Annotated in this window: 18 protein-coding genes and 1 pseudogene; 14 read left to right on the top strand and 5 right to left on the bottom strand. The window is 63.8% G+C overall.

What is annotated here, in order from left to right; all coding sequences use genetic code 11:
* Positions 1-155: 155 nt before the first annotated feature.
* Together pth and ychF are read left to right on the top strand one after the other, a co-directional pair.
* Positions 156-767: an aminoacyl-tRNA hydrolase gene (gene pth, locus AC630_RS15425; RefSeq protein ID WP_074119362.1), complete on the top strand. Its 612-nt coding sequence runs from the start codon at positions 156-158 to the stop codon at positions 765-767.
* A 112-nt stretch (positions 768-879) separates the two neighbouring features.
* Entirely contained in the window at positions 880-1,977 is a 1,098-nt protein-coding gene (ychF, locus tag AC630_RS15430) for a redox-regulated ATPase YchF (RefSeq protein WP_074119363.1), read from the top strand.
* A 115-nt stretch (positions 1,978-2,092) separates the two neighbouring features.
* Here the strand turns inward: ychF and AC630_RS15435 are convergent, their stop codons facing one another.
* Positions 2,093-2,389 (bottom strand): DUF4282 domain-containing protein, encoded by a 297-nt coding sequence (locus tag AC630_RS15435; protein WP_074119364.1) that lies wholly within the window; start codon positions 2,387-2,389, stop codon positions 2,093-2,095.
* Between the two features lie 153 nt (positions 2,390-2,542).
* Here AC630_RS15435 and AC630_RS15440 point away from each other — a divergent pair, with 153 nt between their 5' ends.
* The 3 genes from AC630_RS15440 to AC630_RS45435 all read left to right on the top strand — a co-directional run bounded on the left by AC630_RS15440 (position 2,543) and on the right by AC630_RS45435 (position 3,821).
* Positions 2,543-2,995, top strand: coding sequence for a MaoC family dehydratase (locus tag AC630_RS15440; protein ID WP_074119365.1), 453 nt, complete (start codon positions 2,543-2,545; stop codon positions 2,993-2,995).
* Positions 2,995-3,474 carry a MaoC family dehydratase gene (locus tag AC630_RS15445; protein ID WP_074119366.1) on the top strand — a complete coding sequence of 160 codons (480 nt, stop codon included), beginning with the start codon at positions 2,995-2,997 and terminating at the stop codon, positions 3,472-3,474. Before AC630_RS15440 ends, AC630_RS15445 begins: the two co-directional genes overlap by 1 nt.
* A 200-nt stretch (positions 3,475-3,674) precedes the next feature.
* Positions 3,675-3,821 (top strand): hypothetical protein, encoded by a 147-nt coding sequence (locus tag AC630_RS45435; RefSeq protein ID WP_167561217.1) that lies wholly within the window; start codon positions 3,675-3,677, stop codon positions 3,819-3,821.
* A gap of 38 nt (positions 3,822-3,859) precedes the next feature.
* Here AC630_RS45435 and AC630_RS45440 read toward each other — a convergent pair whose 3' ends face one another.
* From AC630_RS45440 to AC630_RS15455, 3 genes are all read right to left on the bottom strand, one after another.
* Positions 3,860-3,997: a hypothetical protein gene (locus AC630_RS45440; RefSeq protein WP_014492018.1), complete on the bottom strand. Its 138-nt coding sequence runs from the start codon at positions 3,995-3,997 to the stop codon at positions 3,860-3,862.
* A 260-nt stretch (positions 3,998-4,257) separates the two neighbouring features.
* On the bottom strand, positions 4,258-4,788 hold the full coding sequence (locus AC630_RS15450; RefSeq protein ID WP_074119367.1) for a DUF3617 domain-containing protein: 531 nt from the start codon (positions 4,786-4,788) through the stop codon (positions 4,258-4,260).
* A gap of 44 nt (positions 4,789-4,832) precedes the next feature.
* Positions 4,833-5,126, bottom strand: coding sequence for a hypothetical protein (locus tag AC630_RS15455; RefSeq protein WP_074119368.1), 294 nt, complete (start codon positions 5,124-5,126; stop codon positions 4,833-4,835).
* Positions 5,127-5,308: 182 nt separating this feature from the next.
* Between AC630_RS15455 and AC630_RS15460 the strand changes: the two genes are divergently transcribed.
* From AC630_RS15460 to AC630_RS15475, 4 genes are all read left to right on the top strand, one after another.
* Complete coding sequence (locus tag AC630_RS15460) at positions 5,309-5,776, top strand: hypothetical protein (protein ID WP_074119369.1); 468 nt, start codon at positions 5,309-5,311, stop codon at positions 5,774-5,776.
* A 134-nt stretch (positions 5,777-5,910) separates the two neighbouring features.
* Complete coding sequence (locus AC630_RS15465) at positions 5,911-6,612, top strand: ribonuclease T2 family protein (RefSeq protein ID WP_074119370.1); 702 nt, start codon at positions 5,911-5,913, stop codon at positions 6,610-6,612.
* Between the two features lie 192 nt (positions 6,613-6,804).
* On the top strand, positions 6,805-7,665 hold the full coding sequence (locus AC630_RS15470; RefSeq protein ID WP_074119371.1) for a 23S rRNA (adenine(2030)-N(6))-methyltransferase RlmJ: 861 nt from the start codon (positions 6,805-6,807) through the stop codon (positions 7,663-7,665).
* A gap of 250 nt (positions 7,666-7,915) precedes the next feature.
* The gene (locus tag AC630_RS15475; protein ID WP_008544396.1) at positions 7,916-8,131 is read left to right on the top strand and encodes a cold-shock protein; all 216 of its coding nucleotides are present in this window, start codon (positions 7,916-7,918) and stop codon (positions 8,129-8,131) included.
* A gap of 202 nt (positions 8,132-8,333) precedes the next feature.
* On the opposite strand, the gene AC630_RS15480 is transcribed toward AC630_RS15475, so the two are convergent.
* Complete coding sequence (locus AC630_RS15480; protein WP_074119372.1) at positions 8,334-8,957, bottom strand: outer membrane protein; 624 nt, start codon at positions 8,955-8,957, stop codon at positions 8,334-8,336.
* 250 nt (positions 8,958-9,207) lie between these two features.
* Here AC630_RS15480 and uvrC point away from each other — a divergent pair.
* From uvrC to prmB, 5 genes and pseudogenes are all read left to right on the top strand, one after another.
* Positions 9,208-11,272, top strand: a pseudogene (gene uvrC, locus AC630_RS15485) (excinuclease ABC subunit UvrC).
* A 93-nt stretch (positions 11,273-11,365) separates the two neighbouring features.
* Complete coding sequence (gene pgsA, locus AC630_RS15490) at positions 11,366-11,983, top strand: CDP-diacylglycerol--glycerol-3-phosphate 3-phosphatidyltransferase (RefSeq protein ID WP_074119373.1); 618 nt, start codon at positions 11,366-11,368, stop codon at positions 11,981-11,983.
* Complete coding sequence (gene moaD / locus AC630_RS15495; protein WP_074119374.1) at positions 11,980-12,231, top strand: molybdopterin converting factor subunit 1; 252 nt, start codon at positions 11,980-11,982, stop codon at positions 12,229-12,231. Before pgsA ends, moaD begins: the two co-directional genes overlap by 4 nt.
* Before the next feature lie 3 nt (positions 12,232-12,234).
* A complete protein-coding gene (locus AC630_RS15500) occupies positions 12,235-12,702 on the top strand; it encodes a molybdenum cofactor biosynthesis protein MoaE (RefSeq protein ID WP_074119375.1) in 468 nt (155 codons plus the stop codon).
* Positions 12,702-13,661, top strand: coding sequence for a 50S ribosomal protein L3 N(5)-glutamine methyltransferase (gene prmB / locus AC630_RS15505; protein ID WP_074119376.1), 960 nt, complete (start codon positions 12,702-12,704; stop codon positions 13,659-13,661). Before AC630_RS15500 ends, prmB begins: the two co-directional genes overlap by 1 nt.
* Positions 13,662-13,745 lie beyond the last annotated feature (84 nt).

The following is a 13,745-nucleotide window of genomic DNA, read 5'->3' on the forward strand; positions in this document are numbered from 1 at the left end:
GGCTGCTCCGGCGGCCGGCGCGGCTGCTCCGGCTGCGGGTGCTGCTGCTCCGGCGGCGGCTGCCAAGGCTCCCGCCGGCGGCGACAAGAAGAAGTAATCTCTCAAGGCTGGCGCGCGGTCTTTGATCGCGCGCCGAGCAAGGGGCGCGCCGCGTCATGCGACTCTTTGTTGGGCTCGGCAATCCCGGCGCGAAATACGCACGTAACCGGCACAATATCGGCTTCATGGCCGTCGACGAGATTGCGCGGCGTCATGGTTTCTCGCCATGGCGCCGTCGCTTTCAGGGCGAGACCTCGGAGGGCACGCTCGGCGCTGAGCGCGTGATCCTGCTCAAGCCCACGACCTACATGAACGACTCCGGCCGCAGCGTTCAGGACGCGGCGAGCTTCTTCAAGATCGCCCAGGGCGACGTCACCGTGTTCCATGACGAGCTCGAATTGCCGCCGGGCAAGGTGCGGGTCAAGATCGGCGGCGGCATCGCCGGACACAACGGCCTGCGCTCGATCTCGGCGCATATAGGCAACGACTACCGCCGGGTTCGGCTCGGCATCGGTCATCCCGGCATCAAGGAAATGGTGCACGGCCACGTGCTGTCGGATTTCGCCAAGGCCGACAACGAATGGGTGGCGACGCTCTGCGACGCGGTTGCCGAGCACGCCGCGCTGCTCGCCAAGGGGACAGACGCGACCTTCGCCAACAGGGTACATCTTGCCATGCAGGCGAAGGGATTTTTGACCAAGGACGACAACGGAGAGAAGCAGAATTAGCTTCTGCGTCATGCCCGGGCCTGTCCCGGGCATCCACGTTCTTGACGCTGCAGACAGAAAGCGTGGATGGCCGGGTCAAGCCCGGCCATGACGAATACGGATAGAGGACACAATGGGATTCAAATGCGGGATCGTCGGGTTGCCCAATGTCGGCAAGTCGACCTTGTTCAATGCGCTGACCGAGACGGCCGCGGCGCAAGCCGCGAACTATCCGTTCTGCACGATCGAGCCGAACGTCGGCGAAGTCGCCGTGCCGGATCCGCGGCTCGACAAGCTTTCGGCGATCTCCAAATCGGCGCAGATCATCCCGACCCGGCTGACCTTCGTCGATATCGCGGGCCTGGTGCGCGGCGCCTCCAAGGGTGAGGGCCTCGGCAACCAGTTCCTGGCCAACATCCGCGAGGTCGACGCCATCGCGCATGTCGTGCGCTGCTTCGAGGACTCCGACATCACCCATGTCGAAGGCAAGATCGCCCCGCTCGCCGACATCGAGACCATCGAGACCGAGCTGATGCTCGCCGACCTCGACAGCCTCGAGAAGCGCGTCGACAATCTCACCAAGAAGGCCAAGGGCAACGACAAGGACGCCAAGGAGCAGCTCGACCTCGTCAACCGCACCTTGGTGCTGCTGCGCGAGGGCAAGCCCGCCCGCCTCGTCGAGCGCAAGGCCGAGGAGGAGCGCGCCTTCGGGATGCTCGGCCTGCTGTCGTCGAAGCCCGTGCTCTATGTCTGCAACGTCGAGGAAGGTTCAGCCGCGACAGGCAATTCGTTCTCGAAGGCGGTGCAGGAGCAGGCTGCCAAGGAAGGCGCCGTCGCGGTTGTCATCTCCGCCAAGATCGAATCCGAGATCGCCACCATTTCACGTGAAGAACGCGCCGACTTCCTGGAGACGCTGGGTCTCGAAGAAGCCGGCCTCGACCGCCTGATCCGCGCCGGCTACACGCTGCTCGACCTCATCACCTATTTCACGGTGGGCCCGAAGGAAGCGCGCGCCTGGACCATCTATCGCGGCACAAAGGCGCCCGGAGCGGCCGGCGTGATCCACACCGATTTCGAGAAAGGCTTCATCCGCGCCGAGACGATTGCGTATGAGGACTATATTGCGCTGGGCGGCGAAGCCGGCGCCCGCGATGCCGGCAAGCTCCGCCTCGAAGGCAAGGAATACGTCGTCGCCGACGGCGACGTGATGCACTTCCGGTTCAATACGTAAGCTGAGATTGTCATTCCGGGGCGCGCGAAGCGCGAGCCCGGAATCCATTTATCCGCTTGCTCTGAGGCCCGATGGATTCCGGGTTCGCCTCTTCGAGGCGCCCCGGAATGACGAGCTACTTCATCCCGCCGCCCTGATCCCGGATCGCGCCGAGATGCTCGTTGATACGGAAGACGATCAGGATCAGCTCCGCGGCGATGCGCGAGAACACGACGCCGACGACGACGCTCGCGATCGACGACAGCAGCACCAGGAAGCCGCCGAACGGACTGATCGCCATCGTCGCGAGACCGGAGAAGATGCCGGAGAGGCCGAACAGGCAGATCAGCGCGATCACCAGCCAGTAGAAGGTCTTGATGATCGTCGGCGTGATGAAGCGGTCCCACTGAAACAGGTCGCTGAATGAAAACATTGCTCTCCCCAGGGCAAATCGGGCCTCGACCCTCGGTTGATCCGACTCAGGCCAAGACACCCGCGTCGAATGTAGCACGAGCCATGCGGGCCGGCGGGTTGAGATTGCTGCAAAGTGCGGCCACAATCTGTCATTTCCGCTAGCAATCCCAAGATGACCCTGACCTTCGAAGACTTCCCGCCCGGCCGGTTCGGAACGTTCGGCCCGCGCCATGTCACCCGCGACGAGATCCTGGCTTTCGCCGCCGAGTTCGATCCGCAACCGATGCATCTGGACGAGGAGGCGGCCAGCAAAAGCATGCTGCGCGGCCTGTCCGGCTCCGGCTGGCACCTCTGCTCGCTGATGATGCGGATGATGGCGGACGGCTTCATCACCCGCGCCGCCTCGCTCGGCTCGCCCGGCGTTGACGAGGTGCGCTGGCTGTCGCCGCTCCGACCCGGCGACGACCTCATGCTCGACGTCGACGTCGTGGAGGCGCGCACCTCGAAGAGCCGGCCGGAACTGGGCATCGTCAAGTTCAAATGCACCGTGCGCAATGCGACAGGGCAGGCGCTGTGCGAGATGACCTCGCCGGTCCTGATCAAGCGGCGCGAGGGGGCGGTCTGATGCGTTTCTTCGAGGAGATCGAGATCGGCTATCGCCGCGAGATCGGCGCCTACACGTTCACGGCGGAGTCCATCAAGACGTTCGCCGCGAAATTCGATCCACAGCGTTTTCACCTCGACGAGGAGGAAGGCAAGAACTCGCTGTTCGGCGGGCTCGCCGCTTCGGGCTGGCATGTCGGCTCGGCCTGCATGAGCCTGCTTGTCGCGGATGGCCAGCGCCTGGCGCGGGAAGCCGCGGCGTGCGGTGGGGAGGTCGCTGTATGGGGCCCGTCGCCGGGCTTTCGCGACCTGCGGTGGATAAAGCCGGTGCTCGCCGGCGACACTGTCGCTTACGTCAATGCCGTCATCGACAAGCGCACCTCCGCCTCACGCCCCGGCTGGGGCATTCTGACGGCCCGCACCACCGGCTCCAACCAGCGCGGCGAGGAGGTCTACTCCATCACCGCCAGCGCCTTCGTGCCGATGCGGAAGGCTGGTTAGATCAGTTCCAGGATGAATGGCCAAATGAGTGCGCGAGTGTTGCCCGCACGCTATGGACGCGATTCAGGGTGCCTGCCATAAGCCTGCTCAACATGGTTTACCCGCGATGCAGCCGGCGAAACCATCGAGTTGCTAACCAATTATGAACCTGTCGCTGTCTATTTGAAACGAATTGGGCAGAGTACAGGGGAACGAGAACCATGGCAGATCGCGGCGCACTCAAGCTGGTCGGATTTATTTTCGCGACCGCGACGCTGGCAGTGATGTTGGTCGCCGGCATGGTGGTGAAGGGCTATGCCGATGGCGCCTACACCCTGGAAGCCTCGGTGGTCGACGCGAGCCGTTAAGGCCTCGTTAACTTTTCCGGGCCGGGATCCGGCCCGCTTCAGCGGCTGTAGACGAACGCCAGCACCGCGATCGCAACGGCCAGCAATCCGACAAAGCGCAGCATGATCGTGCCGAACTGGTTCGGCGCGGGCCGCAGCGGAATCGGGTCCGTGTTGTCGGGCCGAATGCTTTCCATCTGAAAAGTCCCCGGGCCCGGCCGTAAGCGGCTATGGGCGCTTGTCATTGGTCGCCGGGGGCAAGCGGAAGGTTCAAAGCAGTAGTCCCTTCACCTCGCCCCGCTTGCGGGGAGAGGTCGAATTCGATCGCAGATCGAATTCGGGTGAGGGGGAGTCTCCACGAGTCCGGCTCTCACCGGATTCGCGGATAGAGCCCCTCACCCCCTCCCCCCGTAAGAACGGGGCGAGGGAGCGCAGCAGTTGCGCTACGTTCTCTCACCTACTTCGGCAGCAGGTTCTTCAGCTTCTCGACGTCGCGCACGTTCATCTTGAAGCCGCCGGGCATCACGATGTCGCCGGGCTTCTGCTCCGGCTTGCAGGCCCCCAACCACTTGGCCTCGAGAGTCATGGTGGTATCGCGCCCCGTGGCGCCGGCGACGCCGCCCTGCGCATGCGACGAGGTCTTCACCGTATAGGCCGAGTTGAAATCACCGGTGATCTCGGCATGCGAGGTCGTGCTGATGCCGGCGACGTTGCACTCGGAATCGCTGACATAGCCGGTTGCGGTCTTCTTGACGTCCTGCTTGGAGCAGATCTGCTTGGCCATCGGCGAGATGTTGTTGTTCATCTCCTTGTCGACGGTCTCGTCGGTGCAATGCTGCATAGTCATCTCGGGCATGGACGAGCCGGTTCTGACCATCTTCAATTCCCACAGGCCGGCCTTGCGTACCGGCAGATCGTCGGCGCAGGCCGCGCCAGCAGACGATGCAAGGCAAACGGCTGAGCCGAGCAAAGCAAGTTTGCGCGTCATGCGAGAGACTCCCGGCTGATAGACTGGCCGTTGAAAAAAACGTCTCAGTAGAGCGTGCGGATCGGCCGCTCGGCGGCGCCATAGGGCACCCAGCGGCAGGAGAACGAGATGTAGCCGCCCTCATAGGCCTGCACTGCGAGGAATTTGACCACCTTGCCGTACTGCGCGCAGTGATCGACCGCGACCTGACGCGCATCGACCTGGGCGGCCATCGAGTACGCGATGATGCCGCCAGTGTCGTTGCCCTTGAACGGTGGCACCGGAAGGATGTCAGCGCGCGCCGACTGGCTCGCCATCATACCCAGGGCGAGAAAGCCCGCGGCCGCAATGATTCGCATTCCCGTTACTCCAGTTGGTTGGCGCCAGTTTACGGTGCCGGGATGGAAGTGAAAAGAACAGAAGCCCCGCCGGCTGCGACGTTATGCTCAACTCGTCGGCAAGTGTTGCCGCGCTGCACTTGACCTCCTCCGGCCTTCGCGGCACCGTCCCACCTTCGCAGACCCGCACCTTCGGATTGCCCATGCGCGCCCTCTCGACCTCCCTGAAATCGCTCCGCTTTGCCGCCGTGCTCGGCCTCATGTTCGGGGCTCTGTCGCTCGGCGAGGCCAAGGCCGCCAATCCGCTGGAGTTGAACTTCTGGCTGAGCGGACCGCGCTATGACGGCATCGTCGCCGATTGCGACAAGGCGCTGCCGACGATCGCGACCCAGTTCTGGGAGAAGGAAAGCTCGTTCTGGAATTCCTCGTTGAAGATCACGGGCTTCGCCGCCGTTCACGAGATTGCGTTCCGGCCCTGGCAATCCGACAACATTCCGCGCCGCTACTGCACCGGCGATGCCATGCTCAATGACGGCAAGATGCGCAAAGTGCATTTCTCGATCATCGAGGATGGCGGCTTCGCCGGTTACGGCCAGAACGTCGAATGGTGCGTCGTCGGCCTCGATCGCAACTGGGCCTACAATCCGGCCTGCCGCGCCGCCAGGCCTTAATTCGAGAGGCCTTAATTCGAGAAGCCCTGATTCGGACCGATCAAGCGGCCGAACGGCGGCCGCCCGAATTTTGTTCTTGAAATGTTCTTGTTGCCTGCTAGGCTCGTTGCACAGTCTGGTTGAGGGGCGTAGTCATGTTTAATTTTAGATTGCATTCGTTCTCGCGCCTGATGATCTCGCTGACCTTGGCCGCCGGGCTGGCCTCGCTGGCCGACGGTGCGAAGGCGCAGGACAAGCGGCAGAACGCGCCCGGCGAATTCGATTTCTATGTGCTGTCGCTGTCGTGGTCGCCCTCGTTCTGCGAGGAGGCCTCGGAACGTGGCCGTGGCAGCGGGCGCTCGCAGATGCAGTGCAGCGGACGGCCCTACTCTTTCGTGGTGCATGGGCTGTGGCCGCAATATGAGGACGGCTTTCCCGAATATTGCCAGCGGCCGGCGCCGCGGCTGAACCGCAACATCGTCTCCTCGATGCTCGATTTGATGCCGGCGCCGGGCCTGATCTTCAACGAGTGGGACAAGCACGGCACCTGCTCCGGCCTCGACAGCCGCAATTATTTCGAGGCGATCCGCAAGGCTCGCGCAGTGGTGAAGATTCCGGCCGAATATCTCGATCTGTCGCAGGCCAAGACCGTGGCGCCGGCCGAGGTCGAGGAAGCCTTCGTCAAGGCCAATCCGGGGCTGAGCACTGCCGCCATCTCGGTTACGTGCAACCGGACGCGACTCTCCGAGGTCCGCATCTGCCTCAGCAAGGACCTGCAATTCCGCGCTTGCGAGGAGCTCGACCGCCGCGCCTGCCGCCGCGACCAGGTGACGATGCCGCCGATCCGGGGTGGCTAGTCCGAGGTCCTCAGTTCGTCATTCCGGGGCGCGCGACTTGTCCGCCGAAGCTCAAAGAGCGAAGGCGGAAGCACGAACCCGGAATCCATCTATCCACATTGCCGGGGGCGAAATGGATTCCGGGTTCGATGCTCCGCATCGCCCTGGAATGATGGCAGTTACTTTCATCGCGCGATGTCGTAACTCTTCGTCATGAACTACCGCCACGCCTTCCACGCCGGCAACTTCGCCGATGTCATCAAGCACATCGTGCTCGCGCGCATCATCACCTACCTGCAGGACAAGCCGGGGGCGTTCCGCGTCATCGACACCCACGCCGGCGCCGGCCTCTATGATCTCGAAAGCGACGAGGCGCGCCGCAGCGGCGAATGGCTGACGGGCATCGCACGGCTGATGCAGGCGCGCCTGTCGAATGAGACAGTGATACTGACAAAACCCTATCTGGACATCGTCCGCGCCTTCAACCCGAAGGGTGAGCTCAAGGCCTATCCGGGCTCACCGCTGATCGCACGCGGCCTGCTCAGACCGCAGGACCGGCTCGTTGCCTGCGAGCCTGAGCCGAAGGCGCGCAAGGCGCTGATCGACGTGCTCCGCCGCGACGAACAGGCCCGTGTGGTCGATCTCGACGGCTGGATGGCGCTGCCCGCTTTCGTGCCGCCGAAGGAACGGCGCGGACTGGTGCTGATCGATCCGCCCTTCGAGGCGAAGGACGAGTTCGAGCGGTTGGGCGAGGCGTTCTCGACAGCCTTCGCGAAATGGCCGACCGGTATCTATGTAATCTGGTATCCGGCCAAGAACCGTCGCGCCACCGACACGCTGGCGCAACTGGTGGCGCGGCTCGCTGCCGGAGCAAAACCGCCGGGAAAATGCCTGCGCCTCGAATTCAGTGTCGCGCCGCAGCTTGACGGCGCGGCCCTCACCTCCACCGGGCTGCTGATCGTCAATCCGCCGTACACGCTGCATGGCGAGCTCAAGACGATCCTGCCCGAGCTGGAAATGCCGCTCGGCCAAGGCGGCGCTGCCAGATTCCGATTAGAGGTGCCGAGGCCGTAACGCCCGGTCATCTTTGGGAAAAATATGCAGGAGCGGTAGTCAATCTGCAAAGAACCGTATTATGCTGTTTCCGTGACTGGCTTTACGTTCCGCTTCCGCGAATGGTTGCGGCGGAGTGAAGGCCTAAAAAGATCCAACCGGACTGAAAAGTTCGCGCAAGGATGGCCAGCTCCCGGGCTTCGTAGGGCCCGGTCATGTCGTGACGTGAGTCTGCGTCGCGACGGAGGAGCAATGAGGGGGAGTTTTCCCGATGGCCATGACGGGAACGGTCAAGTTCTTTAACGGCGAGCGCGGCTACGGCTTCATCAAGCCGGACGACGGCGGTCGCGATGTCTTTGTTCACATCACCGCTGTTGAGCGGGCGGGATTGAAGGACCTTGCCGAAGGACAGCGTATCACGTTCGAAGTCGAGCCGGACAAGAAGGGGAAGGGACCTAAGGCGGTCAATTTAGTCATACTCTCCTAGAGCGTTTCGAGCAGAGCATTTCGAGCGAAGTGGATACCGGTTCGCGTCAAGAAGACGCGTCAGAGTAAGAATCTGGAGCTCCGTTCCGAATTCCATCGGAACGGAAAGGGCTCCAGCGAGCCTGACGCGAAACACCTGACGCAAAAAAATTCCCGGCCGCGAGCGGCCGGGAGGCTGTGGTCCGGTATTTTTTTCTTGGCTATCAAAAGTGATAGTTCACGCCTGCGCGCACAACGCTGGCGGTATAGCCGTTTGACACGCCTGTGATTGCGAACTGACTCGTCGACAGGTCGATGTAGAGATATTCGAGCTTGGCGCTCCAGTTCGGCGCGAGGCCGACTTCCGCACCGGCACCGATGGTCCAGCCGGCAGTGGTGTGCGACTCCGTCCAGCCAAAGGTCTGCGCGCGCAGCTCGCCGAAGGCGAGGCCGGCGGTGCCGTAGAACAGCACGTTGCTGAAGGCGTAGCCGGCGCGGCCGCGCAGGGTGCCGAACCACGGATTGGAGAACTTCCACGGCGCGAAGGTGTCGTCGGCACCGGCGGCCTGGATGTCGCCCTCGACGCCGAATACCCACGGGCCGTTCTGGAAATTGTAGCCCGCCTGAATGCCGCCGACGAAGCCGGACGGCTTTGAGGGATTGTTGTCCACCGAGCCCCATTCATAGCCTATGTTGCCGCCCAGATAGGGACCGGCCCAGCTATAGGCGTTCAATGGCTGGTTGACGGTATAGGGCGCACGCTGCCCGTAACTGAGATCGGCGGCCCCTGCCGAAGCTGTCCAGCCGGCGGCAACCAACGCGGCTGCGCCCACAACGAACTTCATCACACACTCCAACGCAACTGCCGCACCCCCCGCGCAATGCCTGCGCCGCCGCGCGAGGCAAAACCGCATGGTTGCGGAACTAAGAACTTTTCGCGTCGGATTTATCGAGAGTTTTAAGTTAAAGGGCTGTTAAGTCCGGTTACCGCGCTGTTAACAGACTTAAGGAAACGTTACCGGGAACTGCGCGCGCCATCCTGTGCGTGCGGCATGACCGCAACTTCAAATCGGCCCCCCCAGCGCCTAAATTCGCTCCATGGTTCACGATTCCACCGACAATCCGGACGACGCACGCGCGCGCAAATCCCGGCGCGGCACGGCGACGGACGCTCCGCCCGAGGGGCTGACGCCGCCGGACCTCGATCCCGCCACCGCCGGCGGGGACGACGAGGACGATGGGCGGCTGCCGGATATCCTGGAGGAGAGCGGCGCGGTCGGCGAAGAGCCGCTGGCCACGGGCCACGAGGCGATCGAGCGCGCGGTCCGCCTCGCCCCCCACCTCGCCCGGCGTCTATCGGATGCTCAATGCCAACGCCGACGTGCTCTATGTCGGCAAGGCCAAGAACGTCAAAAAGCGCCTGTCCAACTATGCGCGCCAGAACGCACCGCTGCCGGCGCGCATCCTGCGCATGATCGCCGCCACGGCCACCGTGGAAATCGTCTCGACCAATACCGAGACCGAAGCACTGCTGCTGGAAGCCAACCTCATCAAGCAGCTTCGGCCGCGCTTCAACGTGCAGCTTCGCGACGACAAGTCGTTTCCCTACATCCTGATCACCGGCGACCATTGGGCGCCGCAGATTCTGAAGCACCGCGGCGCGCAGACCCGCCCCGGGCGCTATTTCGGCCCGTTCGCTTCCGCCGGTGCCGTCAACCGCACCATCACCGCCTTGCAGCGCGCGTTCCTGATCCGCTCCTGCACCGATTCCTTTTTCGAGAGCCGCACGCGACCCTGCCTGCTCTACCAGATCCGCCGCTGCGCCGGTCCCTGCACCCACGAGATCGATTTCCCCGGCTATACGACCCTGGTGCGCGAGGCGACCGACTTCCTCTCAGGCAAGAGCCATGCGGTGAAGCAGGAGCTTGCCGGCGAGATGGAGAAAGCGTCCGGCGAACTCGAATTCGAGCGCGCAGCGCTGTACCGCGACCGCCTCGCCGCACTGTCGGCGATCCAGTCGCAGCAGGGCATCAATCCGCGCACGGTGGAGGAAGCCGACGTGTTCGCCATCCACCAGGAGGGCGGTTTCTCCTGCGTCGAAGTGTTCTTCTTCCGCACCGGACAGAACTGGGGCAACCGCGCCTATTTCCCGCGTGCAGAGAAGACCTTCACACCGGAGGAGGTGCTCGGCTCCTTCCTTGCCCAGTTCTACGACGACAAGCCGCCGCCGAAGAACATCCTGCTGTCGCACGAGATCGAGGAGAGCGAGCTGCTCGCCAATGCGCTGTCGATCAAGGCCGGCCACAAGGTCGAGGTCACGGCGCCCAAGCGCGGCGAGAAGAAGGAGCTCGTCGCCCACGCGCTGACCAATGCGCGCGAGGCGCTGGGCCGCAAGCTGGCGGATACCGCGACGCAGAGCCGCCTGCTCGACGCCATGGCCGCGACGCTGAGCCTGCCCCATTCGCCCAAGCGCATCGAGGTCTACGACAACAGCCACATCCAGGGCACCAATGCGGTCGGCGCCATGATCGTCGCCGGCCCGGACGGCTTCGTGAAGAACCAGTACCGCAAGTTCAACATCAAGTCGGAAGGGCTCACGCCGGGCGACGACTACGCCATGATGCGCGAGGTGCTCGAGCGCCGCTTCAAGCGCCTCATCAACCCGCCCGAGGATAATGCGGCCAAGGCCAGGGACGACGACTTCCCGCAATGGCCCGACCTCGTGATCATCGACGGCGGCCGTGGCCAGCTCAATGCCGTCCGGGAGATCTTTGCAAATCTCGGCCTGACCCAGGTGTCGCTGATGTCGGTCGCCAAGGGGCCGGACCGGGATGCCGGCCGCGAGACCCTGTTCATGCCGGAGCGCGAGGCGATCAAGCTGGAGCCGCGCGATCCCGTGCTCTATTTCATCCAGCGGCTGCGGGACGAGGCCCACCGCTTCGTCATCGGCTCGCATCGCAAGCTGCGCAAAAAGGACATCCGCGAGGCCGGTTTGCAGGAGATTCCGGGCATCGGCCCGTCACGCAAACGTGCCTTGCTGCATCATTTCGGAACCCTGAAGGAGATCGAACGGGCCTCGATCGCCGATCTCGGCAAGGTTCCGGGGGTGAGCGCCGAAAGCGCCCGCAGGATTTTCGAGTATTTCCATCCCCAGCCGGGATGAACTAAAGGGGATGGAGTCATATGGTCGTCGCATCCCGCACCCCATGTGGGAGGGACGGTTGACCTGAGGGCACCAGCGGTATTGGTAGGACGGATGAACATCGCCACGACACGAGGGACGAACAGCCGCGCGATGTCCCTCCCCAACATCCTGACCTATGGCCGGATCGCCGCGATCCCGGTTGTGGTCGGGTGCATCTACGCACAGTCGATCATGGACGGCCCGCTGTGGCTGCGCTGGGTGGCGGTGGCCATCTTCATCGGCGCCGGGGTGACCGATTACCTCGACGGCTATTACGCGCGGATCTGGAATCAGCAATCAGCGTTCGGGCGGATGCTCGATCCCATCGCCGACAAGCTGCTGGTCGCCTCCTGCCTCCTGATGCTGGCCGCCGACGGCATCATCCATGGCTGGTCGCTGTGGGCTGCCATCGTGATCCTGTGCCGCGAGATCCTGGTCTCGGGACTGCGCGAATATCTCGCCGCGCTCCGCGTCAGCGTGCCCGTGACCAAGCTCGCCAAGTGGAAAACCACGGTCCAGCTCGTTGCGATCGGCTTCCTGCTTGCGGGCGAGGCCGGCGACCAGGTCGTGCCGGTCGTGACCCAGATTGGCCTCCTCCTGCTTTGGGCCTCGGCGATCCTGACCATGTACACCGGCTACGATTATTTCCGCGCCGGTATCCATCACCTCATCAAGGAGGATGAGGAATGAAGGTGAAGTACTTCGCCTGGGTGCGCGAGCGCGTCGGCAAGGCCGAGGAGACGATCGAGCCGCCGTCCACAGTGCGCACCGTCGAGGAGCTGATCGCCTGGCTGTCCGGCCGGAGCGAGGCCTATGCCCACGCGTTCGAGAAGCCCAAGGTGATCCGCGCCGCGATCGACCATGCCCACGTCAAGTCGGACGCCGCCATCGCGGGCGCCCGCGAGATCGCGTTCTTCCCGCCGATGACCGGCGGCTAGACCATGACCTGCCCCGTCACCATCCGTATCCAGCAAGACGATTTCGACATCGCGCGCGAGATCGCCGTCCTGACGCAGGGCCGCACCGACATCGGCGCCGTCGTGAGCTTTTCCGGCATCTGCCGCGGCGACGAAGACAGCGCGAAGATATCGGCGCTCACGCTCGAACATTATCCAGGCATGGCGGAAGAAGAGATCAGGGGCCACGCCGACGAGGCGGTGTCGCGCTGGCCGCTCGACGGCGTCACCGTCATCCATCGGGTTGGCCGGTTCATGCCCGGCCAGAACATCGTGCTGGTACTCACCGCCTCGCAGCATCGCCAGGCAGCATTCCAGGCGGCCGAGTTCCTGATGGATTATCTCAAGACCAACGCGCCGTTCTGGAAGAAGGAAGAGAGCGCCACCGGCACCGGCTGGGTCGAAGCCCACGCCCGTGACGACGAGGCCGCCGCACGCTGGACCCGATCCTGATGGCAAGAACATCCAAAAAGACCGCGCGCGGCCGCGCCACACCGAAGCTCGCGAAAGTCGGGCGCGGCGAGCTTCTCACGCTGATCGATTTCGTCCGCTATGCGGTCAGCCGCTTCGTCGAAGCCAAGCTCGCCTTTGCCCATGGCACGACCGATCCGGTCGCCGAAGCCGTCTTCCTGGTCTGCGAAACCCTGCATCTGCATCCCGAGCAGTTCGAGGTTTTTGCCAACACGCGCGTCACGGCGGCGGAAAGCAAGACCATCCTCGATCTCATCCAGAAGCGCGTCACCACGCGCAAACCGGCCGCCTATCTCGTCAACAAGATCTACATGCGCGGCCTGCCCTTCTATGTCGACGAGCGCGTCATCGTTCCGCGCTCCTTCATCGGCGAGCTCCTGGATTCGCATTTCGGCGGTGACGGCGAGGTCGGCTCGCTGATCGATGACCCCACGGCCGTGGAAAGCGTGCTCGACCTCTGCACGGGATCGGGATGTCTCGCGATCCTCGCCGCGCATCATTTCCCGAACGCCGCGGTCGATGCCGTCGACATCTCCAAGGGCGCGCTCGAAGTCGCCGCGCGCAATGTCGGCGAGCACGGGCTGGATGAGCGGATCACGCTCCACCGTGGCGACCTGTTCGCCCCGCTCGGCAACAACAAATACGACCTGATCATCACGAACCCGCCTTACGTCGATGCGAACGGCATGGCTGCACTGCCGCCGGAATGCCGGGCCGAGCCGAAACTCGCCTTCGATGGCGGTGCCGACGGTCTCGACGTGGTTCGCCGGATCCTGCGCGATGCGCCCGATCACCTGACGCCGGATGGCGGCCTGCTCTGCGAGATCGGCCGCGGCCGCGAACTGGTCGACGAGGCTTTTCCGGAACTGCCGCTGCTCTGGCTGGACACCGAGGAGTCCGAGGGCGAGGTGTTCTGGATCGCGGCCGCTGATCTCGGCTGATCCGTCACGGCAACTGCGCTCCGGCGGAACAAGTCAAATTCCGCCACGTTCATCCCCCGGCAAACGTCTCGCTTTCGGAGGATG

It is taken from the genome of Bradyrhizobium sp. AS23.2, assembly GCF_001908185.1.
In the GTDB taxonomy this organism is placed as follows: Bacteria; Pseudomonadota; Alphaproteobacteria; order Rhizobiales; family Xanthobacteraceae; genus Bradyrhizobium.

Excerpts from the sequence above, each read along its gene's own strand:
- prmB (WP_074119376.1), top strand. The coding sequence starts at position 12,702 with ATGGCAAGAACATCCAAAAAGACCGCGCGCGGCCGCGCCACACCGAAG.
- AC630_RS15445 (WP_074119366.1), top strand. The coding sequence starts at position 2,995 with ATGCGTTTCTTCGAGGAGATCGAGATCGGCTATCGCCGCGAGATCGGC.
- AC630_RS15450 (WP_074119367.1), bottom strand. The coding sequence starts at position 4,788 with ATGACGCGCAAACTTGCTTTGCTCGGCTCAGCCGTTTGCCTTGCATCG.
- AC630_RS15475 (WP_008544396.1), top strand. The coding sequence starts at position 7,916 with ATGGCCATGACGGGAACGGTCAAGTTCTTTAACGGCGAGCGCGGCTAC.
- AC630_RS45435 (WP_167561217.1), top strand. The coding sequence starts at position 3,675 with ATGGCAGATCGCGGCGCACTCAAGCTGGTCGGATTTATTTTCGCGACC.
- AC630_RS15500 (WP_074119375.1), top strand. The coding sequence starts at position 12,235 with ATGACCTGCCCCGTCACCATCCGTATCCAGCAAGACGATTTCGACATC.
- pth (WP_074119362.1), top strand. The coding sequence starts at position 156 with ATGCGACTCTTTGTTGGGCTCGGCAATCCCGGCGCGAAATACGCACGT.
- moaD (WP_074119374.1), top strand. The coding sequence starts at position 11,980 with ATGAAGGTGAAGTACTTCGCCTGGGTGCGCGAGCGCGTCGGCAAGGCC.
- ychF (WP_074119363.1), top strand. The coding sequence starts at position 880 with ATGGGATTCAAATGCGGGATCGTCGGGTTGCCCAATGTCGGCAAGTCG.
- pgsA (WP_074119373.1), top strand. The coding sequence starts at position 11,366 with ATGAACATCGCCACGACACGAGGGACGAACAGCCGCGCGATGTCCCTC.
- AC630_RS15465 (WP_074119370.1), top strand. The coding sequence starts at position 5,911 with ATGTTTAATTTTAGATTGCATTCGTTCTCGCGCCTGATGATCTCGCTG.
- AC630_RS15460 (WP_074119369.1), top strand. The coding sequence starts at position 5,309 with ATGCGCGCCCTCTCGACCTCCCTGAAATCGCTCCGCTTTGCCGCCGTG.
- AC630_RS15440 (WP_074119365.1), top strand. The coding sequence starts at position 2,543 with ATGACCCTGACCTTCGAAGACTTCCCGCCCGGCCGGTTCGGAACGTTC.
- AC630_RS45440 (WP_014492018.1), bottom strand. The coding sequence starts at position 3,997 with ATGGAAAGCATTCGGCCCGACAACACGGACCCGATTCCGCTGCGGCCC.
- AC630_RS15435 (WP_074119364.1), bottom strand. The coding sequence starts at position 2,389 with ATGTTTTCATTCAGCGACCTGTTTCAGTGGGACCGCTTCATCACGCCG.
- AC630_RS15455 (WP_074119368.1), bottom strand. The coding sequence starts at position 5,126 with ATGCGAATCATTGCGGCCGCGGGCTTTCTCGCCCTGGGTATGATGGCG.
- AC630_RS15470 (WP_074119371.1), top strand. The coding sequence starts at position 6,805 with ATGAACTACCGCCACGCCTTCCACGCCGGCAACTTCGCCGATGTCATC.